This is a genomic window from Oleiagrimonas soli (assembly GCF_000761445.1).
Classification (GTDB): domain Bacteria; phylum Pseudomonadota; class Gammaproteobacteria; order Xanthomonadales; family Rhodanobacteraceae; genus Oleiagrimonas; species Oleiagrimonas soli.
Map to the genome: position 1 here is coordinate 351251 of NZ_KN196470.1, position 21059 is coordinate 372309.

A 21059-nucleotide genomic window follows, 5' to 3' on the forward strand; every position below is an offset into this window, starting at 1 on the left:
CCCTCCTTCCGGCAAACAGGCTGTCCGCCGCTCAGGCGGCTTCGGCCAGCCCATCCAGCGTCTTCATGTCGTCGTCGGACAGCGCGATGCCGACGGCGGCCACGTTCTGCGCCAGATGGTCGGGGTTGCCGGTGCCGGGAATCGGCAGCATCACCGGCGAGCGCTTGAGCAGCCAGGCCAGGGCGATCTGTCCCGGCGTGGCGTCCAGGCGCTTGGCGATGTCCGACAGCGCACTGCCGGGGCCGGCCAGCTCGCCCGCCGCCAGCGGGAACCAGGGGATGAAGCCGATGTGCTCGCGCTCGCAGTAGTCGAGCACGTCCTCGCTGCTGCGGTCGGTGAGGTTGTACAGGTTCTGCACCGTGGCGACGTCGAAGTGCTTGCGCGCGGCCTCGATCTCGTCGACGCCGACCTGGCTCAGGCCGACATGGCGGATCAGGCCTTCTTTCTGCATCGCGGCGATGACCTCGAACTGCTCGTCCTGCGGCACCTTCGGATCGATGCGGTGCAGCTGCCACAGGTCGATGCGCTCGACGCCCAGCCGGCGCAGACTCATCAGCACGCACTGGCGCAGGTATTCGGGACGGCCGACGGGGTGCCAGCTGTCCGGTCCGTGACGGGTCAGGCCGCCCTTGGTGGCGATGACCAAATCCTTGTATGGATGCAGCACCTCGCGGATCAGGTCCTCGCTGACGAACGGGCCGTAGCTGTCGGCGGTGTCGATCAGATCGATGCCGAGTTCGGGCACGCGGCGCAGCGTGGCGCGGGCGGCGTCGGGATCGGCCGGTTCGCCCCAGATGCCCTTGCCGGTGACGCGCATGGCGCCGAAGCCGAGGCGATGCACGGGCAGGTCGCCGCCGATGTCGAAGCGGCCGGAGGCGGAAGCGTGGTGGGAATCAGTCATGTGCGCGGTACTCCTTGCGCGTTGGATGTGGGGGGAGAGGCACCCGCGCGGGGATCGCGGGCACTCCCATCACATGCGTCCGCGACTGCCGCGGATCAACCCGCGGCGCGGTTTCGGCGATGGGTCAAAACTGCACCACCGACTGTCGCGGAATGGGGACACCGGCTTTGCGCGGCTTCTGCGGTAAAACGACGCAATTTTCCTAAACATTTGATTAACATGGCTATTCCGTCGGTAGGCACAGTCTGGCACGCAGACTGCATAGCAGAGTGCACAAGCGTTCAACCGCTCCGGACGGGCTGTTGCGTCCGGATGACAAATTCCACGGCACAGGGAATTCATCATGCACAAGACACCCGTACGCTCCTGGAAGTGGTCCATCGCCCTCGGCATCGCGTTGACGATTCCGGCGGTCGGGGCCATGGCCAACGACTCGCTGATGCAGATGGCGCAGAACCCCAATCAATGGGTGATGCCGACCGGCAACTACACCGGCCAGCGCCATAGCACGCTCGACCAGATCAACACCGGCAACGTGAAGAACCTGCACGTCGCCTGGACCATGTCCACCGGCTCCCTGCGCGGCCACGAGGGCCAGCCGCTGGTGGTCGGCAACATGATGTACGTCGAGAGCTCCTATCCGAACCACGTCTACGCGATCTCGCTCGACGATCCGGGCCGGATCGTCTGGAGCTTCACGCCGGACCAGGACAAGTTCGCGCCCTCGGTCGCCTGCTGCGACGTGGTCAACCGCGGCGTAGCCTACGGCGACGGCATGATCTTCGCCAACGCGCTGGACGGCAATCTGTACGCGCTCGACGCCAAGACCGGCAAGGTCGTGTGGCACGCCAAGAACGCCGATCCGCAGCTGGGCCAGACCCAGACCATGGCGCCCATCGTCATCAAGGACAAGGTGATCACCGGCGTGTCCGGCGCCGAGTACGGCGTGCACGGCTACATCACCGCCAACGACATCAAGAGCGGCAAGCAGATCTGGCGTGCCTACAGCACCGGCCCGGACGAGCAGATCAAGTTCGACCCGCGCAAGACCATCGACGGCGCCACGCAGAAGCCGGTGGGCAAGGATTCCAGCGTGAAGTCCTGGAAGGGCGACCAGTGGAAGCTGGGCGGCGGCACCACCTGGGGCTGGTACACCTACGATCCGAAGCTCAACCTGCTGTACTACGGCACCGGCAATCCGGGCACCTGGAACCCGACCCAGCGTCCGGGCGACAACAAGTACTCGATGTCGGTGATGGCGCGTAACCCGGATACCGGCGAGGCGGTGTGGGTGTTCCAGATGACCCCGCACGACGGCTGGGATTACGACGGCGTCAACGAGAGCATCCTCACCGATACCACCATCCACGGCAAGACGGTGCCGACCCTGACCCACTTCGACCGCAACGGTTTCGCCTACGTGTGGAACCGCCGCAACGGCAAGCTGCTGGCGGCGCACAAGTTCGACCCGATCGTGAACTGGGCCAGCCATATCGATCTCAAGACCGGTCGCCCGGTGGTCAACCCGGCGAAGATGACCAAGGAAGGCGTCAACGTGAAGGACATCTGCCCGTCCTCGCAGGGTTCCAAGGACCAGCAGCCGGCGGCCTACGATCCGGTCAGCGGCCTGTTCCTGGTGCCGACCAACCACGTGTGCATGGACTACCAGGCGTTCAACGTGAAGTACAAGGCCGGTTTCCCCTACGTCGGCGCGCTGGTCAACATGTATCCGTACAACCACGGTGACGTGGGCGGCCGCTTCATCGCCTTCGACGCGGCGACCGGCCAGACCAAGTGGGCCATCAACGACCGCTTCCAGGACTGGGGCGGCGCGCTGACCACCAAGGGCGGCCTGGCCTTCTACGGCACGCTGACCGGCTACCTGCGCGCGGTCGACCTGAAGACCGGCAAGGTGTTGTGGCAGTTCAAGTGCCCGTCGGGAATCATCGGCAACCCGATCACCTACACGCACGACGGCAAGCAGTACGTCGCCGTGCTCAGCGGCGTGGGCGGCTGGGCGGCCATCGGCCTGTCCAACGACCTGCACAAGGCCACGGAGGGTCTGGGCGCCGTCGGTGCGACCGCCAGTCTGGGCGATTACACCAACCTGGGCGGCACGTTGATGGTGTTCGCTCTCAACTGACCGAGCCGACCGACGCGGCGCCCGCAGCGGCACCGCGTCGGTGTTTGCGTATTCACGCGGTACCGAACGGAGATGTCCCCATGACGCCCCTACGCACAGCGACGCTTTTCGCCGCCGGCATGCTCGCCCTGACGGCCATGCCCTGCAACGCCGCGCACGCGGCTTCGCCTTCCGCCGGCACGCTCAAGGTCTGCGCCGATCCCAACTACCTGCCGTACTCGGACCATGACGGCAAGGGTTTCGAGAATGCTGTGGCCCGCTACGTGGCCGATCAGCTCGGCGACAAACTCGACTACGTGTGGGCCAACTCGCGCGGTCACGGCGGCTTCGCCGAGTATCTGGCGCAGAACCTCGACAGCGGCCGCTGCGACGTGGTCATGAACATGCCCTACGGCAACGACGAGGAGCTGACCACCGCGCCGTACTACGTGTCCTCGTACGTGTTCGTGTTCAAGAAGAACAAGGGCTACGACCTCAGCAGTCTGGATTCGCCGGACTTGCGCAAGCTGAAGATCGGCTTCGAGTCGGAGACGCCGGTGGAGGCGGGCCTGCAGTTGCGCGGCATGGTCACGACGGCCAAGGCCTACGACGTCGGCGGCGACAACGGCACCTCGCCGAGCAGCGTGCTGGACGCGGTGGAAAACGGCACCATCGACGTGATGATCACCTGGCAGCCGTCGATCGGCGCCTTCCTCAAGAAGTACCCCGACCTGACCACTGTGGCGCTGCCCAACTCGCGTGCGACCGGCTCGCCGGAGATGTACTCGTTTCCGATGTCGATGGCGGTGCGCAAGGGCGACGAGGCGCTGAAGAAACGGCTCGACGCGGTCATCAAGGCGCATGGTCCGCAGTTGCAGAACATCCTTCGGCAGCACGGCGTGGAATTGGCCGGCGACGGTGACGCCAACCGCCATCTGTACAACGACACGGCCGGTCTGTGAGGGCCGGCAGAAAGAAGGAGCACGACTGCATGCACGTTCCGTTCTCGTCCAAGCGGGTCCTCGCGGCCCTCGTTCTCGTGTTCGGTTTCGGCAGCGCGCTGGCGTTGCAGGCGGCCGATACCAAGGTGCCCGAGGGTGAAGCCAAGGCGCGCGCCAGCGACTGCTTTTCCTGCCATGCGGTCGACCACAAGCTGGTCGGACCGGCCTACACGGACGTCGCCAAGCGCTACGCCGGCCAGGGCGATGCGGCGGTGACCAAGTTGGTGAAGAAGATCAAGGCCGGCGGCGCCGGCGACTGGGGCGACATCCCGATGACGCCGCACCCGAACCTGAGCGACGCCGACCTGACCGTGATGGTGCACTGGATCCTGTCGCTGAACGGTCAGAAGACCGAGACGGCCCAAGCGGGCGGCAGCAAGACGTACACCTACAAGACCGAGGACGGCAAGCGCGTGAAGACCGATTTCGCGGTGTTCACCGGGCCGGACCAGAAGCACGTCACCAAGGCGGTGTTCCACGGCTACGAGCAGTACAACTCGTACTGCTTCCGCTGCCACGGCGGCGACGCGGTCGGCGGCGAGTACGCGCCGGACCTGCGCAAGTCGCTGGAAGGCGGCATGACCTGGCAGCAGTTCCTGAGCACGGCGATGGCCGGCCGCCAGGCCAAGGGCATGCCGTCGTGGGCGGGCTTCTTCGAGGAGAAGGACATCCGCGCCATCTACGATTACGTCAAGGCGCGCCAGCTCGATCTGGTGCCCGTGGGACGGCCGCCGTCGGATCAGGACTGAGTCCGGTTTCGCGGTATCGTCCCGGTTTTGCCGTCTGCGGCGCGCCCTGCGCGTCGCGGGCGATGGTTTTTTCCGTACGAGGAGCGTTTCATGAAATCCAGAGCCGCGGTCGCCTGGGAAGCAGGCAAGCCACTGTCGATCGAGGAGGTCGATGTCGCCAAGCCCAAGAAGGGCGAAGTGCTGGTGCGCATCGTCGCCACCGGCGTGTGCCACACCGACGCGTTCACGCTGTCGGGCAAGGATCCGGAAGGTCTGTTCCCGGTGATCCTGGGCCACGAAGGCGGCGGCATCGTCGAGGAAGTCGGCGAGGGCGTGACCAGCCTCAAGCCCGGCGACCACGTGATTCCGCTGTACACGGCCGAATGCGGCAAGTGCAAGTTCTGCCTGTCCGGCAAGACCAACTTGTGCCAGGCCGTGCGCGCCACCCAGGGCAAGGGCGTGATGCCGGACGGCACCTCGCGCTTCTCCATCGGCGGCAAGCCGATCCTGCACTACATGGGCACCAGCACGTTCTCCGAGTACACGGTGGTGCCGGAAATCTCGCTGGCCAACATCTCCAAGGAAGCGCCGCTGGACAAGGTCTGCCTGCTCGGCTGCGGCATCACCACCGGCATCGGCGCGGTGCTCAACACCGCCAAGGTCGAGCCCGGCTCCACCGTGGCGATCTTCGGCATGGGCGGCATCGGTCTGTCGGTGGTGCAGGGCGCGGTGATGGCCAAGGCCTCGCGCATCATCTGCGTCGATCTGAACCCGGACAAGTTCGACATGGCGAAGAAGCTCGGCGCGACCGACTTCGTCAATCCGAAGGACTACCCGGACACGCCGATCCAGGACGTCATCGTCGACATGACCGACGGCGGCGTCGACTACTCGTTCGAGTGCATCGGCAACGTGCACGTGATGCGTTCGGCGCTGGAGTGCTGCCACAAGGGCTGGGGCGAGTCGACCATCATCGGCGTCGCCGGCGCGGGCGAGGAAATCAGCACGCGTCCGTTCCAGCTGGTCACCGGCCGCGTCTGGCGCGGTTCGGCCTTCGGCGGCGTGAAGGGTCGCACCCAACTGCCGGGTTACGTCGAGCGCTATCTCAAGGGCGAGATCAAGATCGACGAGATGATCACCGAGGTGATGCCGCTGGAAGACATCAACCGCGCCTTCGAGCTGATGCACGACGGCAAGGTGATCCGCTCGGTCATCCAGTACTGAGATGCGTCGGGCGGCGGGTGGCGGCATCGAATGGCGCAACGACATCGGGCGCATGTGGCGCGCCGGCGCGAGCCAACTGCTGCAGCGGGCGATGGGCGTGACGATGACGCCATAGACGGCGTCGCAACGGGCAAGGCCGGTTCCGGTCGCAAGGGAGCCGTGCACGCAAAAGGGACCACTGGCGGCCGGGCGGCCGTCGGAGACAACCATCTGCAAACTGGAGGTGAACCATGGCCGTAACCATCCACCCGTCGGTCGACGGCGGCGTTCATGCCGGCAAGGACGACTTCGCCGGCGGCACCCTGACCTGCAAGTGCAGCGATCGGCCGGTCAAGGTCCGCGTCGGCGCGCAGACCGCGCACAACCATGTTTGCGGCTGCTCGAAGTGCTGGAAACCGGACGGCGCGACCTTCGCCATGATCGCCGTGGTGTCGCGCGACAAGGTCGAGGTGCTCGAAAACGGCGACAAGCTGAAGGTCGTCGACGCCAACGCCGCGATCCAGCGCCATGCGTGCACCGGCTGCGGCGTGCATATGTATGGACGCATCGAGGACACAGGGCATCCGTTCCACGGCCTGGACTTCGTGCACACCGAGCTGTCGTCCGAGCACGGCTGGTCGGCGCCGGGCTTCGCCGCCTTCGTGTCCTCGATCATCGAGTCGGGCTACGATCCGAGCAAGATGGATGCGGTGCGCGGTCGTCTGCAGGAGCTGGGTCTGCCGCCCTACGACTGCCTGTCGCCGCCGTTGATGGACGTCATTGCCACGCACGTGGCCAAGACCAAGGGCACGTTGTACGCCGGTTGACCCGCCGCCGGCTGTGGCATGTCGGACCACGGCGTCCGCTCGGGCGTCGTGGGTCGGTGCGTCCACCCGCATCGGCATCGACACGCAAGGCGCAGACAGGAGGCAAGCGGTGCGATGGATGCGGCGTCGAAATCTTGAGATCGCGCTGTGCGCGGCGCTGTCGACGCTGGCGTGCGCGGCGCATGCCGATCCGCCGACGCAGCAATTGCACGAAGTGGTGGTGGTCGGCGTCGCGCCGCTGCCCGGCTTCGAGGTGCCGCGGCTGCAGATTCCGCTGAACGTGCAGAGCGCGCAGGCCGACGATATCGAGCAGCTGCACGGGCAGTCCGTGACCCAACTGCTGCAGCGCAATTTCCAGGGCGTGAACGTGACCCAGTCGCAGGGCAATCCCTGGAGCGGGAACCTGTACTTCCACGGTTTCACGCTGTCGCCGCTGCTGGGATCGCCAGCGGGCATTTCGGTCTACGTCGACGGCGTGCGCCAGAACGAGCCGTTCGCCGAGACCATGAACTGGGACGCGGTCCCGGACTTCGCCATCCGCAACGTGCAGCTGGTGCCCGGTTCCAACCCGCTGTACGGACTCAACACCCTGGGCGGCGCGCTGCTGCTGAACACCAAGAGCGGGTTCACCGATCCGGGCGGTTCGGTGCACCTGTCGGGCGGTTCGTGGGGGCGCATCCAGACCGACGCCGACGTCGGCGTGCACGGCAAGACCTGGGCGCTGTACGCCGGCGCGGCCAGCAGCGACGAGACCGGCTGGCGCGCCCATTCGCCCAGCCGCGTGCAGCAGTTGTACCTGCGCGGCGACTGGCAGCCGAACGAGGACACCACGCTGACGCTGAGCTACACCGGCGCGCACAGCCGCCTGTTCGGCACCCAGACCATTCCGGTGGCGTGGGCCGACACGCCGAAGACGGCCTACACCTGGCCGGACTACGCCATCGGCAACCTCAATCAACTCAACCTGCAGGGCATGCGCCAGCTGGACACCGACTGGTCGCTGCAGGCCAACGCCTACCTGCGCCTGTCGAAGACGCGCGGCTTCGACAGCAACACCAACGATCGCGACGCCTACGATGCCGCCGAAGACGGACCGCTGGGCTACGATCCCGCCGGGCCGTACGATCCGGACTCGCTCGGCCAGTTCTACTACGCCGGCGTCAGCCCGGCCTACGATCCGTCCGATCCGGCGGCGACGATCAACAACGTGCCGGCGTCGAACGTGATCAACCGCGTCGACACGCGCGGCTTCGGCACCTCCGTGCAGGCGGTCAACACCGGCGAGCTAGCCGGGCGCGACAACCGTTTCACCGTCGGCGCGAGTCTGGACGCGGGCAATACGCGCTTCTCGATGTACGGCCAGCCGGCGTATTTTCCGCTCGATCCGGCGCGTCGCGGCGAGACCATCGGCCTGCTGCCGTTCGCGCTCGGGCCGCTGACGCGCGCCGCCACCGGCAACCGCAGCGTCGGCGTGTACGCGATGGACGTGCTGACGCTAACGCCGACCGTGCACCTGAGCGCGGGCGGGCGCTACAACCTCAACCGTCTGTCGGTGCACGACCTCACCGGCCGGCATCCGGAGATCGACGGCCGGCAGTCGTTCCGCCGCTTCAATCCGACGCTGGGCGCGACCTGGGCGATCTCGCCGCGTCTGGACGCCTATCTGAACTACGGCGAGGGCATGCGCGCGCCAACGCCGATCGAGTTCGAGTGCGCCGACCCGGATGCGCCGTGCTCGCTGCCCAACGACTTCACCGGCGACCCGCCGCTGAAGGCCGTGGTCGTGCGCACGCTGAGCGGCGGTCTGCGCGGCCTGCTTGGCGGCACGCTGCACTGGAACCTGTCGCCGTACTACAGCCGCGTCGACGACGACATCCTCACCATCTACACCAGCGGCGGTTCGGAAGGCTATTTCGCCAACGTGCCGCGCACGGTGCGCAAGGGCGTGGACATCGGTGTGGGCGGTCAGAGCGGACGATTGGAGTGGCAGTTCAACTACAGCTACGTCCGCGCCACCTACGGCGCGGCCTTCGAGACCCAGAGCGCGGACAACTCCAGCGCCGACGGCGACGGCGTGATCCGTGTGCGGCGCGGCGACCGCCTGCCGGGCGTGCCGCGGCAGATGCTCAACGTTTCGACCGAATTCCACTTCGATCCGCGCTGGTCCGCCGGCGCCAACCTGCGCGCGTATGCCGCGCAGTACGCCATCGGCGACGAGAACAATGCCGACCGGCACGGCCCGGTGCCAGGCTACGCGGTGGTGGATCTGGATCTGCATTACCGACCGACGCCGCGGCTGGCGTTCTTTGCGCGTGTCGACAACGCGTTCGACCGCCGCTATGCCATCAGCGGTCAACTCAGCCGTAACGTGTTCGACACGCCGGGGCGGCTGATCGATCTGACCGGCCCCGGCACCTCGATGCCGTTCATCGCGCCGGGCGCGCCGCGCAGCGTGCTGGTCGGCGTCAGCTACGCGTTCGGTCCGCGCACGCAGGCCGATGACGACTGAGGCCGGCCGCGCTCAGGGTTCCCAGCGCAAGTCCACGCCGAGCAGCCAGGTGCGCCCCGGGCCGGGCTCGAAATAGCGGCCGTTGCCGTCGTTGACGCGCACCGAGCCGACGTAGGTGCGATCGAAGGCGTTGTCGATGCGCGCGAACAGGTGCGTGCGCCAGTGACTTTCCTGCAACACGTAGCCGGCACCGAGATTGAACAGCGTGTAGGCCGGCGCGTAGGTGGTGTTGAGGTCGTCCACCGGCACCTTGTCGAGGTGGCTGGCGCTGGCCTGGAACTGCCAGCCGGTGTCGCGCCCCATGCGCACGCCGAGGTACAGGTCCGAGCGCGGCACGCCGGGGATGCGCGCGCCGGCGGCGACCAGGGTGTCGGGCACGGCGCAGCCCGCCGAGACGCAGGTCAGGAACGCCGAGCGGTAGGTGGCGTCGAGATAGGTGTAAGCGCCGGTGAAGGTCAGCCAGGGCAGTGGTCGGGCCTGCAGCGAAGCCTCCAGGCCCTGGCGGCGGGCGCGGTCGATGTTCTGGTAGGTGCTGCGGCCGCCGACGTTGGTGTCGACCGCCAGCTCGTGCTTGCTGTCGGCGCGGAACACTGCGATGTCGGCGCGCACGGTGGCGCTCGGACGCAGCTTCACGCCGGCTTCGGCACTGTGCGTGGTGGCTGGGCGCAGGCCCAGGTTCAGGCCGCTGACGCCGTCGCTGCGGTAGGCCAGCTCGGAGAAGGTCGGGGTCTCGAAGCCCTTGCCGTAGTCGGCGTAGAAGTGGACCTTCGGCGAGGCGCGGAACATCACGCCGGCGACCGGCGTGGTCGCGGTGTAGCGCACGCGGCCGCTGTCGTCGGGATTGGTCGCGGTGATGTAGTGGTCGCGGGAATCGAAGTCGACGCGGTTGTGGCGCACGCCGGCCATCAGAGTCCAGGCGTCGCTCACCGTCCAGGTGGCCTGGGCGTACTGGTCCAGGTCGTAGACGCGGTCTTCCTCGTCGCGCCGCAGTGCGCCGCGCACGCCCAGCGTGGTGCCGACGAAATTGTTGTAGCCGCGCCGGCGCTGACGCTGGTTGTCGTAGGTCAGGCCGGCGGCGAGCTGGAACGGTCGGCCGGCGAGCTGGCCTTCCCAGGTCCAGCGCACGTCCGCGCCGCCGTAGGTGTTGCCCAGATCGACCACGGCGCCCGAACTCAGCGGCGAGGCCTGCGCGAACGGCGGAATCGACAGGTACTGCAGCACGCTGCGCTGGCCGTAGTAGCCCATCACGCGCAGCGCGTTGGCGTCGTCGATCTGGTCGTCGTAGATCAGGCCGCCCTGCTGCTGCGAGACGCTCTTGCGCGTGTTGTACGGCTCGGCGGGCGTGGCGGCCTGGCGCGGGTCCTCGGCGTACTGCTGGGGCGTCAGGCCTTGCGGGTCCTGCGCCTCGGGCAGGTTCAGCGTGTTCACCACCAGGGTCAGCTTGCGGTTCGGGTCCAGTTGCCAGTTGAGCTTGGCGTTGCCGGATTCGCGCTTGGCGCGGCTGTGGTCGCGGTAGCCGTCGGTCTGGAAGTGGGTGAAGTCGACGTTGTAGTCGAACGGCCCCTGCACGCCGCGCGCGTTGGCCTCGGCGCGCAGCGTGCCGTCGCTGCCGCCGGCCAGACCCAGCCGCACCTGCGGCGGCGAGGTGCCGTCGGCGGTGAACAGCTGGATCACGCCGCCCGAGGCGTTGCCGTACAGAGCCGAGAACGGGCCGCGCAGCACCTCGACGCGCTCGGCCGAATCGAGATTGAAGTGTGAGACCTGGCCCTGGCCGTCGGGCATCGTCGCCGGAATGCCGTCGGTGTACAGGCGCACGCCGCGGATGCCGAACGGCGCGCGCGCGCCGAAGCCGCGTATCGAGATCTGCTCGTCCTGGGCGTAGTTCTGCCGGTCGCGCGCCAGCACGCCGGGAATGGCGTCCAGGTATTGCGAGAGATTGACGTTGAGCTGATCGTCCGGCATCGCCTTCACGGCGTCGGTCGAGGCGGCCACGTCGTACGGGTCCTGCGCCAGACGCGTCGCGGTGACCACGACGGGGGAGAGGGCCTGCTGCGGATCGTGTTTCGTGGTTCCCGCGTCCTGCGCGTGCGCCGTGACGGCGAGGCTGGCGACGGTGGCGAGCCACCAGGGGCTGCGGAGACGAAACACTCGATGCATGGGCTAGTCCTTAGTCTGCGGTCGGGCGCGCGTGCACGGCGAAGGTGGGCGCTGTCCCTGAAACACCAGCAAGCAGCATGCCATCCCGTGGATGCGGCGTGCAGCATGCATCCAGCGGCGACGTGATGGGGAGGCGTCGCGGAATCGGTACACGCGCAGGGAATGCGGTGCGCCAATCGTGGCGCACCGCATCAGTCCGGCAGCACGATCTCGTGCTTGCGAATCTTGCGATACAGCGTATTGCGGCTGATGCCGAGCGTCTCGGCGGTGCGGCTGATGTTCCAGTGCATGCGTTCGAGTTCACGGATCAGCGCGTCGCGCTCGGCATCGCGCAGCGGCGTGGCGGTTTCCTGCGCCGCCTGCGCGGCATGCTCGCCTTCGACGATTTCCGGCGGCAGCAGGTCGGCGGTGATGGTCTGGTCCTGGCACAACGCCGCCGCCGTGCGCAGGGTGTTGCGCAGCTGGCGGATGTTGCCGGGCCAGGCGTAGCCGAGCAGCAGGTCCATCGCCGCGGGATCGATGTCGGGCACGGCCTCGTCGCCGCATTCCTCGCGCAGCAGGGTGTCGATCAGCTCGCGCTTGTCGGTGCGTTCGGACAGCGGCGGTAGGTGCAGCGTGATGCCGTTGAGGCGGTAGTAGAGGTCTTCGCGGAAGCGTCCGTCTTGCACCATGTGCAGCAGGTCGTGGTAGGTCGCGCTGATGACGTGCAGGTCGACCGGAATGGCCTTGCTGCCGCCCAGCGGCACGATCTCGTGTTCCTCCAGCACGCGCAGCAGGCGCGTCTGCAACGCCAGCGGCATGTCGCCGATCTCGTCCAGGAACAGCGTGCCGCCGCTGGCCTGGCGAATCTTGCCGACGTGGCCCTCGCGGGCGGCGTCGGTGAACGCGCCGCGGGTGTAGCCGAACAGTTCGCTCTCGATCAGCGATTCGGGAATGGCGGCGCAGTTGACCGCCACGAACGGGCGTTCGGCCCAGGCGCTGGCGCGGTGCAGGGCCTTGGCGAAGGCCTCCTTGCCGGTGCCGGTGGCGCCCTGCAGCAGCAGCGGCACGCGACGACCGAACAGCTGCCGGCCGCAGTTGAGGTTGCGTTGCATGCGCGGGTCGCTGCCGACATGGCGTCGTGCCGGCGGCGGACTCGGCGCGTCCGGCTGCGACGGGGTCGCGGCCACGGCGACGCTGCGCGGCACGTGGCCGGCCGGCGCGCGCGCCACGGCGAAGAAGCGGCGGCCGTAGGCGATGTCGCGGATCGGCCACAGCGTGCCGGGCGCTTCGCTGGCGCGCTGGCGCAGGGTCTCGATCTCGAACGGAAAGATCGAGGACACCGGCTGCCCCACCAGCCGCGCGCGCGAACTGATGCCCAACTGCACCATGGCGCTCTCGTTGGCCGCCACCACGATGCCTTCCTCGTCGACGGCCAGCAGCGCTTCGTGCAGCAGGCCGACGAATTCGGCGCGGCTGTGGAAGCGCAGCACCCAGGCGTCGTTGAAGCTGTCCAGGAAGTGGCAGCGTGCGATCAGGTTGGCCGACATGCTGACCAGCGCCATCGTGTGGCGCTGCACGGGCCGTGCGTCGACAGCGTGGGCCGAGGAGGCGTCGAGCACGGCGAGCACGCTGCCGTCGACGTCGTGGATCGGCGCGCCGGAACAGGCCAGGGTCGCGTTGTAGCGGCGGAAGTGTTCGTCGCGGTAGACCATCACCGGCCCACCCTCGGCGATGCAGGTGCCCAGACCGTTGGTGCCTTCGCGGTCCTCGCTCCAGATCGCGCCCAGCCACAGCCCGGCCTGACGGAATTCGCGCTTCACGTTGGGATCGGTGATGGCGCTGAGCACGACGGCGTCGGCGTCGCTGAGAATCACCGCGTAACCGGAGCCGGTGATCTGCTCGTACAGGTTCTCCATCTCCGCGCGCGCCACGTCGAGCAGACTGCCGAAGCGCTGCTGGCGTTCGCGCAGCGATTCGGCGCCGAGCACCGCGGTGTCGCGGTCGGCGTCCGGTTCGATGCCGTAGCGATGCAGGCAGCGCTCCCAGGACTTGGCAACGTAGGGAAGCACTTTCGTCGTGCCGATGCGGGCACGCAGAAGACTGGCCGTGCGCGACGAGGTCGCGGTCGTGGACGGGATGCTGCTCATGGCTTCTTCCCTCTGCCTTCCTCCCGGCCGCCGGGAACGGCGGCGATCGCCGCGCGGCGACACGGGGAAACCTGCCCAGCATCGCGCGCCCGGCGGCGGCTTACAAACTGCACTGCAACATAGACCGTGCTCGTACGCCTGTACAGCGCCGGTTCGCGACGCAAGTCATGCAATTGAGACGATGTGTCACGGCCGGATGCGTCAAAAAAGCAACACCGGCGGCAGCGTGTCCGGCTGCAGGCCCGCGCGGACGCGGCCTGCGTGGTTGGCTCGGGTCTTGCGTGTCCTCAAGTGGCATGCAAGGTCGAGGATGGTCCCAGGAGGGAGATCATGACCGAGGTTCGCGTCGAACGACGGCTGGCCTGCCCGGCCGAAACCGTGTGGACGCTGATCGGCGACTTTGGCGGGTTGCACCGTTGGCACCCGCTGGTGCGCAGCCTGGATCTGTCCTGGGAGGGACGCATCCGCACGCTGCATTTCGACGACGGCGGCCACGCGGTGGAACGACTGGAAGCGCGCAACGACCGCGCGCGTCGCTATGCCTACGCGCTGGTCGACGGGCCGTTCGCGATCCAGGACTGCCACAGCACGCTGGAAGTGCGTCCGGGCGAGGATCGCCGAAACTGCGTGGTGATCTGGACGTCGAGTTTCGAGCCGGTGGGCCACGCCGGCGCGCAGGCGGACGTCGTGCTGGAGCATCTCTACGGCGCCGGTCTGCGCGCGCTCGAAAGCGTGATCGGCATGACGTGAACGCCATGCGGCGCGAAGTGGGATGGTGACGGCGGCGGCTTGACGACCGCGCGGCGTGTCGATGTAATGGCCGACCGCTGCGCGCCAAAGGCGCGCTCGTATTCCCGACTATGGAAGCCATACCCATGCCTTCGACCGCCGTTCTCATCGACGGGGCGTTTTTCCTCGCCCGTTTCCGCAAGGTCTACAACGATCGCGACGCCAACGATCCGCGCGTTGTCGCCAAGACCGCCTTCACCATGGCCATCGAGCACATCCGCGCGCTGGATCGGCCCAAGGATGCGCTGTTCCGCATCTTCTTCTACGACTGCGAGCCGCTGGACAAGGTGTTCCAGCGTCCGGTCAGCGGCAGCGAGATCGACTTCGGCGACAGCGGCATGGCGCATTTCCGCTGGGATCTGCACGACAACCTGCGTCGCCAGCGCAAGATGGCGCTGCGCCTGGGCCGCCTGAGCGATCGCGGCGGCGAGTGGCAGCTCAAGCGCGCCACGTTGCAATCGCTGCGCGAGGGTTCGCTGTCCTGGAACGAGCTGCGCGACGATCACTACGAGCTGGACATGCGCCAGACCCAGGTCGACGTGAAGATCGGCATCGACATCGCCTCGATGGCGTACAAGCGCCAGGTCGACCAGATCGTGCTGGTGGCCGGCGACGCCGACTTCATTCCGGCCGCCAAGCTGGCGCGTCGCGAGGGCATCGACTTCATCCTCGATCCGATGTGGCAGGGCATTGCCGCCGATCTCAACGAGCACGTCGACGGCCTGCAGTCGGTCTGCCCGCGACCCTACTGAGCAAACGTCATGAGCGCGTCGGCGAGTGCCCGTGAGGCGTCGCCGGTGCGTGCTACTCTGCGCCACGGGGCGGGGTGGAAACGACGTTGTCGAGGGATACGTCCATGAAGAGAGTCTGGGTCTTCGCGCTGGCGGCCTTGCTTGCCGCCTGCGGCTCCACACATTCGACCGAGCAGCCGGCGAACGCCTCGTCGTCCGCGACGGCATCCAGCGTGACGCCGGTGCCGATGTCCGCCGCGCCGATGGCCGACGACCAGCCGGATCAGGTGGTGCCGCCGATGACGGCCAGCCAGATGTCCGCGCAGCGCATCGAGGCCGCGCTGGCCGGCGCCTGGCGGCCGGACGCCGACAAGGCGCGCGATACCTACCGTCATCCGCTGCAGACACTGCAGTTCTTCGGCATCCGGCCGGACATGACGGTGATCGAGATCACCCCGGGCGGCGGTTGGTACGCGCGTATCCTGGCGCCGCTGCTGCGCCAGAACGGGCAGTACATCGCGGCCGAATTCACGCCAGCGTCCAGCGACGAGGCCAGGCAGGACGACGCCACCCTGCAGAAACTGTTCGCGTCGATGCCGAAGGTCTACGGCAAGGCGCGCGTGATCCAGTTCGATCCGCAAGCGCCGAACCTGGGCGCGCCGGACTCGGCCGACATGGTGCTGACCTTCCGCAACGCCCACAACTGGGTGCAGGCGGGCACGGCCCAGGCCATGTTCAAGGCGTTCTACGCGGTGCTCAAGCCGGGCGGCACGCTGGGCCTGGTCGATCATCGCGCCGCGCCCGATGCCACGCTGGCGGCGGTCAAGGGCAGCGGCTACCTGCCGCAGGACGCGGTCATCAAGATGGCCACCGAAGCCGGTTTCACGCTGGACGCCAAGAGCGACGTCAACGCCAACCCGAAGGACACCAAGGACTATCCCAAGGGCGTGTGGACGCTGCCACCGACGCTGGCGCTGGGCGACGTCGACAAGGCCAAGTATCAGGCCATCGGCGAGTCCGACCGCATGACGCTGCGCTTCGTCAAGCCGGTGCTGCCGGCCGGGGCCGCCTCGGCGCCGTGACGCGGCGCGGCGCCCGCGCCCTGCATCGATGCTGATCGCGCTCAACAAGCCCTACGGCGTGCTGTGCCAGTTCACCGACCGCGAGGGACGCCCCACGCTCGCCGACTACGTGCGGCAGAAGGGCGTCTATGCGGCCGGACGGCTGGACCGCGACAGCGAGGGCCTGCTGCTGCTGACCGACGAAGGCCCGCTGGCGCATCGCCTCACCGACCCGAAGCACAAGCTGCCCAAGACCTATCTGGTGCAGGTCGAGGGCGTGCCGAGCGCGCAGGCGCTGCAGCAGTTGCAGCGCGGCGTGCCTCTGAAGGACGGCATGACGCGTCCGGCTGAGGTCGAACTGCACGCGGCCGCGCCGGGCTGGCTGTGGCCGCGCGATCCGCCGGTGCGTTTCCGCAAGCACATTCCCACGGCCTGGCTCGAATTGACGATTCGCGAGGGCCGCAACCGCCAGGTGCGACGCATGACCGCCGCCGTCGGCCTGCCGACGCTGCGTCTGGTGCGCATCCGCGTCGGCGCGGTCGAGCTGGGCGATCTGGCGCCGGGCGACTGGACCGAAGTGCCGGGCGATGCGGCGGCGGCCCTGCGCGCGGACGGAGGATTTCGACGATGAACTTCAAGGACCATTTTTCCGGCCACGCCGCGCTGTATCGGCAGGCGCGTCCGGTGTATCCGTCGGCGCTGTTCGACTGGCTGGCCGAACAGGCGCCAGACACCGCGCAGGCGTGGGACGCGGGCTGCGGCAACGGCCAGGTAGCCGTGGCGCTGGCCGAGCGCTTCGCGCGGGTGACGGCGACCGACCCGAGCGCGGAACAGGTCGCGCAGGCCGCGCCGCATGCGCGCATCGATTACCGCGTCGAGCCGGCCGAGCAGTGCAGTCTGGGCGATGCCTCGGCGGACTTGGTCACGGTCGGGCAGGCGCTGCACTGGTTCGACTTCGCGCGCTTCTTCGCCGAAGTGCGCCGGGTGCTGAAGCCGGGCGGTCTGTTCGCCGCCTGGACCTACGCCGACTGCCACGTCACGCCCGTCATCGACGTGCTGAAGAATCGCGTCTACGCCGATCTCACCGCACCCTACTGGCCGCCCGAGCGCCGGCTGGTCGAAAGCGGCTATGCGGACATCCCGATGCCGCTGGAACCGGTACAGGCGCCGCCCTTCGCGATGCAGATGACATGGACAGCGGACCAGTTCCTGGCCTACCTGCGCTCGTGGTCCGGCAGCCAGCGCTACCGCAAGGCGACCGGCGAGGACGCCGTAGCGACCATCGAAACCGAGTTGCGACAGGCTTGGGGCGATGCCGACGCCACGCGTGCGGTGCGCTGGGACTTCCACGTGCTGGCCGGACGCCGTCCGGCCTGAGCGACACGCGCCGAAGCGTCAGTCGGTTGCGTCCAGTCCGAAGAATGCCCGCGCGGTGGCGGTGGTGTGGGCGGCGGCGGTTTCCAGGGTTTCGCCGCGGTCGCGCGCCAGTTCCTCGCAGATGTGCTTCAGGTACATCGGCTCGTTGCGGCGGTGGTCCGGTTTCGGGCGCACCGTGCGTGGCAGCAGGTAGGGCGCGTCGGTCTCGATCATCAAGCGGCCGGCGGGAATCTCGCGCACGAACTCGCGCAGGTGCAGGCCGCGGCGTTCGTCGCACAGCCAGCCGGTGATGCCGATGTGGCAGTCCAGGTCGAGGTAGTCGAACAGCGCTTCGCGGGTATCGGTGAAGCAGTGCACGACGGCCGCCGGCAGCGCGTCGCGGAACGTCTTGAGCAGGGCCAGGAAGTCGGCATGCGCGTCGCGCTGGTGCAGGAACACCGGCATGCGGCGCTCGGCGGCAATGGCCAGCTGCTTCTCGAACACCTCCAGCTGCACGCCGCGCGGCGAGTAGTTGCGGTGGTAGTCCAGGCCGGTTTCGCCGACGGCCTTCACCTCGGGTTCCTCGGCGAGGCGGCGCAGCTGCGCGTCGGTGTCGGTGTCGTAGTCGATGGCGTGATGCGGATGCACGCCGGCGGTGGCGAACAACCGACCCGGATGCGCGCGCGCCAGCGCCAGTGCCTGCTCGCTGCCTTCGCGGCTGGCGCCGGTCACCATGATCTGCGTCACGTCGTGCGCGCGGGCGCGCGCGAGCACGGCGTCGAAGTCGTGCGCGAAGGATTCGTGGGTCAGGTTGGCGCCGATGTCGATCAGTTCCATGCGAACGGGCTTTGAGTGCGGGACAAACCGGCATTGTCGCAGCCCGGCGGGCCGATGCGAAGGCACGTGCTTTGGCCGCCGCGGCATCGAGCGCACCGCGCCGCGTCGGAAGCCGGTACGCTTTGCCCAGCATGAGCACGCCCGACTTCCCGATCACCCCGCTGCTTCCCGAGATCCTCGCCGCGCTGGAAACGCACACGCGGCTGGTGCTGGAGGCTCCGCCTGGCGCGGGCAAGACCACGCAGGTGCCGCCGGCGCTGCTGGATGCGCCGTGGCTGGACGGCAAGCGCATCCTGCTGCTGGAACCGCGTCGCATCGCGGTGCGCGCAGCGGCGACCTTCATGGCCGGCCGCTTCGGCGAGCCGGTCGGGCAGCGCGTGGGCTACGCCATCCGTTTCGAGTCGCGGCTGAGCGCCGCCACGCGCATCGAAGTGGTCACCGAGGGTTTGCTGACGCGGCGCATCCAGGACGATCCGTCGCTGGAAGACGTCGGCGCGATCGTGTTCGACGAATTCCATGAGCGGCATCTGACCGGCGATCTTGGCGCGGCGCTGGCGTTGGACGTGCAGGCCGGATTGCGTCCCGACCTGCGTCTGCTGGTGATGTCGGCGACGCTGGACGGCGAGCGCATCGCGCAATGGCTGGACGCGCCGCGCATCGCCAGTCCCGGTCGCAGTTTCCCGGTGCGCATCGAGCACCCGCCGGCGCGTGCGCAGGAATCGCCCGAGCAGCATCTCGCGCGCACGGTACGTTTGGCGCTGGCCGACACCGAAGGCGACGTGCTGGCGTTTCTGCCCGGACAGCGCGAGATCGCGCAGGCGATGCGCCTGTTGAACGAACAGCTGGACGGCGACGTCGAGATCCTGCCGTTGCACGGCGAACTGGCGCTGGCCGATCAGCAGGCCGCGCTGGCGCCGGCCGACGACGCGCGTCGCCGCGTGATCCTGGCGACCAACGTGGCCGAATCCAGCGTCACTCTGCCGGGCATTCGCGCGGTGGTCGACAGCGGGCTGGCGCGCGTGCCGCAGTTCGATCCGAATTCTGGTTTCACGCGGCTGCGCACCGTGACCATTGCGCGCGATTCGGCCGACCAGCGCGCCGGTCGCGCCGGTCGTGTGGCGCCGGGTGTGGCTTATCGTCTGTGGCCGCAGAGTCAGCGGCTGGATGCCGAGCGATCGGCCGAGATCGCGCAGGCCGAGCTGTCCGGCCTGGCGTTGGAGTTGGCGGCCTGGGGCAACGATGCGTTGCCGTGGCTGGACCCGCCGCCGCTCGGCGCGCTGGCGCAGGCGCGCGATCTGCTGCGGCGTCTCGGCGCGCTGGACGACGCGGACCGCATCACCACGCTCGGCCGGCGTATGCATGCGCTGGGCGCGACTCCGCGTCTGGCCGCCGCCGTGGTGCGGGCGGAGGATGCCCAGCATGGTCTGATGGCGGACCTGCTGGCGCTGCTCGATGCGCGCTCGCCGCTGCGCGGCGCGAACGCGCGCAACGACGACTTTCGCGTGCGCGTCGNGCTGGCGGCCATCGAACGCGCGGCACGTGGCTGGCGGCAGCGCATCGGCGCACGCGCGGCGGCCAGCGGCACGCCGCACAGTCATGCCATGGGCGACCTGTTGGCGCATGCCTTCCCCGATCGCATTGCCATGCAGGTCGAAGGGCAGCCGCTGCGCTACCAGCTCAGCAACGGCCGCGGCGCGCGTCTGCACGAGGACACGGCCTTGCTCGGCGAGCCGTGGCTGGTAGTGCTGGACCTGCGGCTGGAGCAGCGCGACAGCCTGATCTTCGCCGCCGCGCCGTTCGATCCGGCGTTGCTGGAACGCGATTACGGCGAGCGCTTCGAGCAGCGACGCGCGGTGTACTGGAATGCCGAGCGCGAGGCCGTGGAAGCGTTCGAGGAACGCCGCTTCGACGCGCTGGTGCTGCGTCGTCGCAGCGTGCCGGTGCAGCCCGAAGATGCCGTGCCGGCGCTGCTGGCGCGGGTGCGCGAACGCGGGCTGGACGCGTTGCCGTGGAGCGATGCGGCGCGACGCTTGCGTGCACGCGCCGAGGCGCTGCGCGCATGGGTGCCGGAACTGGGCCTGCCCGACCTGTCCGAGACCGCGCTGCTGGCGACGCTGGAGGCCTGGCTGGCGCCGTACCTGGCGGGCAAGCGCAAGCTGGACGCGCTGTCGGCGGCCGAGCTGTCGCAGGCGCTGGCGGCGATGTTCGACTACGGTCAGCGTCAGCAACTCGACGCGCAGGCGCCCGAAGCGCTGACCGTGCCCAGCGGTCGCACTCACAAGCTCGACTACGCCGCCGATCCCGGCCCGGTGCTGGCGGTGAAACTGCAGGAACTGTTCGGACTGGCCGACACCCCGCGCGTGGCCGGCGGGCGCGTGCCGGTGACGCTGCACTTGCTGTCGCCGGCGGGGCGTCCGATGCAGGTCACGCAGGATTTGGCCGGTTTCTGGGAGCGCACCTATCCCGAGGTCAGGAAGGAACTGAAGGGGCGCTATCCCAAGCATCCGTGGCCGGACGATCCGTGGTCGGCCACGCCCACGCACCGCACCCGCGGGCACGCCGATCGCTGAGGCACTGCGGATGCGGACCGGTCGCCTCGTTTGCGCGCAGGCCGGTTCGATGCATGGGGAGCGCAGCGCAATATGCGTGCTCGCCGGGCGCTGTCGATCCGCTCAGATCGAAGATCGGATGCCGCGCGTGGCTGGCGT

16 protein-coding genes and 1 pseudogene are annotated in these 21059 nt (G+C 68.4%); 13 read left to right on the forward strand and 4 right to left on the reverse strand.

Annotated features, from left to right (window positions below):
• Window positions 1-31: 31 nt before the first annotated feature.
• Window positions 32-901 (reverse strand): aldo/keto reductase, encoded by an 870-nt coding sequence (locus LF63_RS01485; protein WP_043099149.1) that lies wholly within the window; start codon window positions 899-901, stop codon window positions 32-34.
• A gap of 343 nt (window positions 902-1244) precedes the next feature.
• On the opposite strand from LF63_RS01485, the gene LF63_RS01490 reads away from it, so the two are divergent.
• The 6 genes from LF63_RS01490 to LF63_RS01515 all read left to right on the forward strand — a co-directional run bounded on the left by LF63_RS01490 (window position 1245) and on the right by LF63_RS01515 (window position 9291).
• Window positions 1245-3044 (forward strand): methanol/ethanol family PQQ-dependent dehydrogenase, encoded by a 1800-nt coding sequence (locus tag LF63_RS01490; protein ID WP_043099150.1) that lies wholly within the window; start codon window positions 1245-1247, stop codon window positions 3042-3044.
• 80 nt (window positions 3045-3124) lie between these two features.
• A complete protein-coding gene (locus tag LF63_RS01495; protein ID WP_052394534.1) occupies window positions 3125-3985 on the forward strand; it encodes a transporter substrate-binding domain-containing protein in 861 nt (286 codons plus the stop codon).
• 29 nt (window positions 3986-4014) lie between these two features.
• Entirely contained in the window at window positions 4015-4773 is a 759-nt protein-coding gene (locus tag LF63_RS16005) for a c-type cytochrome (RefSeq protein WP_052394535.1), read from the forward strand.
• 90 nt (window positions 4774-4863) lie between these two features.
• On the forward strand, window positions 4864-5976 hold the full coding sequence (locus tag LF63_RS01505) for an S-(hydroxymethyl)glutathione dehydrogenase/class III alcohol dehydrogenase (RefSeq protein WP_043099151.1): 1113 nt from the start codon (window positions 4864-4866) through the stop codon (window positions 5974-5976).
• 230 nt (window positions 5977-6206) lie between these two features.
• On the forward strand, window positions 6207-6782 hold the full coding sequence (gene gfa, locus LF63_RS01510) for an S-(hydroxymethyl)glutathione synthase (protein WP_043099152.1): 576 nt from the start codon (window positions 6207-6209) through the stop codon (window positions 6780-6782).
• 118 nt (window positions 6783-6900) lie between these two features.
• Window positions 6901-9291 (forward strand): TonB-dependent receptor, encoded by a 2391-nt coding sequence (locus tag LF63_RS01515; protein WP_043099153.1) that lies wholly within the window; start codon window positions 6901-6903, stop codon window positions 9289-9291.
• Window positions 9292-9303: 12 nt separating this feature from the next.
• Here LF63_RS01515 and LF63_RS01520 read toward each other — a convergent pair whose 3' ends face one another.
• Window positions 9304-11448, reverse strand: a complete 2145-nt coding sequence (locus LF63_RS01520; RefSeq protein ID WP_043099155.1) for a TonB-dependent receptor family protein — start codon at window positions 11446-11448, stop codon at window positions 9304-9306.
• Window positions 11449-11639: 191 nt separating this feature from the next.
• Entirely contained in the window at window positions 11640-13577 is a 1938-nt protein-coding gene (locus LF63_RS01525; protein ID WP_043099156.1) for a sigma-54-dependent Fis family transcriptional regulator, read from the reverse strand.
• A gap of 330 nt (window positions 13578-13907) precedes the next feature.
• Between LF63_RS01525 and LF63_RS01530 the strand changes: the two genes are divergently transcribed.
• The 5 genes from LF63_RS01530 (at window position 13908) to LF63_RS01550 (ending at window position 17535) form a co-directional block, all read left to right on the forward strand.
• On the forward strand, window positions 13908-14327 hold the full coding sequence (locus tag LF63_RS01530) for an SRPBCC family protein (RefSeq protein WP_052394537.1): 420 nt from the start codon (window positions 13908-13910) through the stop codon (window positions 14325-14327).
• Window positions 14328-14452: 125 nt separating this feature from the next.
• Window positions 14453-15118, forward strand: coding sequence for an NYN domain-containing protein (locus LF63_RS01535; protein WP_043099159.1), 666 nt, complete (start codon window positions 14453-14455; stop codon window positions 15116-15118).
• Window positions 15119-15345: 227 nt separating this feature from the next.
• Window positions 15346-16179: a class I SAM-dependent methyltransferase gene (locus LF63_RS01540; RefSeq protein WP_052395139.1), complete on the forward strand. Its 834-nt coding sequence runs from the start codon at window positions 15346-15348 to the stop codon at window positions 16177-16179.
• 28 nt (window positions 16180-16207) lie between these two features.
• Window positions 16208-16789 carry a pseudouridine synthase gene (locus LF63_RS01545; RefSeq protein ID WP_052394539.1) on the forward strand — a complete coding sequence of 194 codons (582 nt, stop codon included), beginning with the start codon at window positions 16208-16210 and terminating at the stop codon, window positions 16787-16789.
• A complete protein-coding gene (locus tag LF63_RS01550) occupies window positions 16786-17535 on the forward strand; it encodes a class I SAM-dependent methyltransferase (protein WP_043099160.1) in 750 nt (249 codons plus the stop codon). Before LF63_RS01545 ends, LF63_RS01550 begins: the two co-directional genes overlap by 4 nt.
• An 18-nt stretch (window positions 17536-17553) precedes the next feature.
• On the opposite strand, the gene LF63_RS01555 is transcribed toward LF63_RS01550, so the two are convergent.
• Window positions 17554-18351, reverse strand: coding sequence for a TatD family hydrolase (locus tag LF63_RS01555; RefSeq protein ID WP_043099161.1), 798 nt, complete (start codon window positions 18349-18351; stop codon window positions 17554-17556).
• 131 nt (window positions 18352-18482) lie between these two features.
• Here LF63_RS01555 and hrpB point away from each other — a divergent pair.
• A partial coding sequence (hrpB, locus tag LF63_RS16185; RefSeq protein WP_235205251.1) for an ATP-dependent helicase HrpB occupies window positions 18483-19863 on the forward strand: 1381 nt, incomplete at its 3' end.
• Window position 19864: 1 nt separating this feature from the next.
• Window positions 19865-20921: pseudogene (locus LF63_RS16190) on the forward strand (ATP-dependent helicase C-terminal domain-containing protein); the annotation flags it as partial.
• Window positions 20922-21059: the final 138 nt, after the last annotated feature.

Bases quoted from the DNA above. Each gene is read 5' to 3' on its own strand.
- LF63_RS01485 (WP_043099149.1), bottom strand. From the start codon at position 901: ATGACTGATTCCCACCACGCTTCCGCCTCCGGCCGCTTCGACATCGGC.
- LF63_RS01490 (WP_043099150.1), top strand. From the start codon at position 1,245: ATGCACAAGACACCCGTACGCTCCTGGAAGTGGTCCATCGCCCTCGGC.
- LF63_RS01495 (WP_052394534.1), top strand. From the start codon at position 3,125: ATGACGCCCCTACGCACAGCGACGCTTTTCGCCGCCGGCATGCTCGCC.
- LF63_RS16005 (WP_052394535.1), top strand. From the start codon at position 4,015: ATGCACGTTCCGTTCTCGTCCAAGCGGGTCCTCGCGGCCCTCGTTCTC.
- LF63_RS01505 (WP_043099151.1), top strand. From the start codon at position 4,864: ATGAAATCCAGAGCCGCGGTCGCCTGGGAAGCAGGCAAGCCACTGTCG.
- gfa (WP_043099152.1), top strand. From the start codon at position 6,207: ATGGCCGTAACCATCCACCCGTCGGTCGACGGCGGCGTTCATGCCGGC.
- LF63_RS01515 (WP_043099153.1), top strand. From the start codon at position 6,901: ATGCGGCGTCGAAATCTTGAGATCGCGCTGTGCGCGGCGCTGTCGACG.
- LF63_RS01520 (WP_043099155.1), bottom strand. From the start codon at position 11,448: ATGCATCGAGTGTTTCGTCTCCGCAGCCCCTGGTGGCTCGCCACCGTC.
- LF63_RS01525 (WP_043099156.1), bottom strand. From the start codon at position 13,577: ATGAGCAGCATCCCGTCCACGACCGCGACCTCGTCGCGCACGGCCAGT.
- LF63_RS01530 (WP_052394537.1), top strand. From the start codon at position 13,908: ATGACCGAGGTTCGCGTCGAACGACGGCTGGCCTGCCCGGCCGAAACC.
- LF63_RS01535 (WP_043099159.1), top strand. From the start codon at position 14,453: ATGCCTTCGACCGCCGTTCTCATCGACGGGGCGTTTTTCCTCGCCCGT.
- LF63_RS01540 (WP_052395139.1), top strand. From the start codon at position 15,346: ATGTCCGCCGCGCCGATGGCCGACGACCAGCCGGATCAGGTGGTGCCG.
- LF63_RS01545 (WP_052394539.1), top strand. From the start codon at position 16,208: ATGCTGATCGCGCTCAACAAGCCCTACGGCGTGCTGTGCCAGTTCACC.
- LF63_RS01550 (WP_043099160.1), top strand. From the start codon at position 16,786: ATGAACTTCAAGGACCATTTTTCCGGCCACGCCGCGCTGTATCGGCAG.
- LF63_RS01555 (WP_043099161.1), bottom strand. From the start codon at position 18,351: ATGGAACTGATCGACATCGGCGCCAACCTGACCCACGAATCCTTCGCG.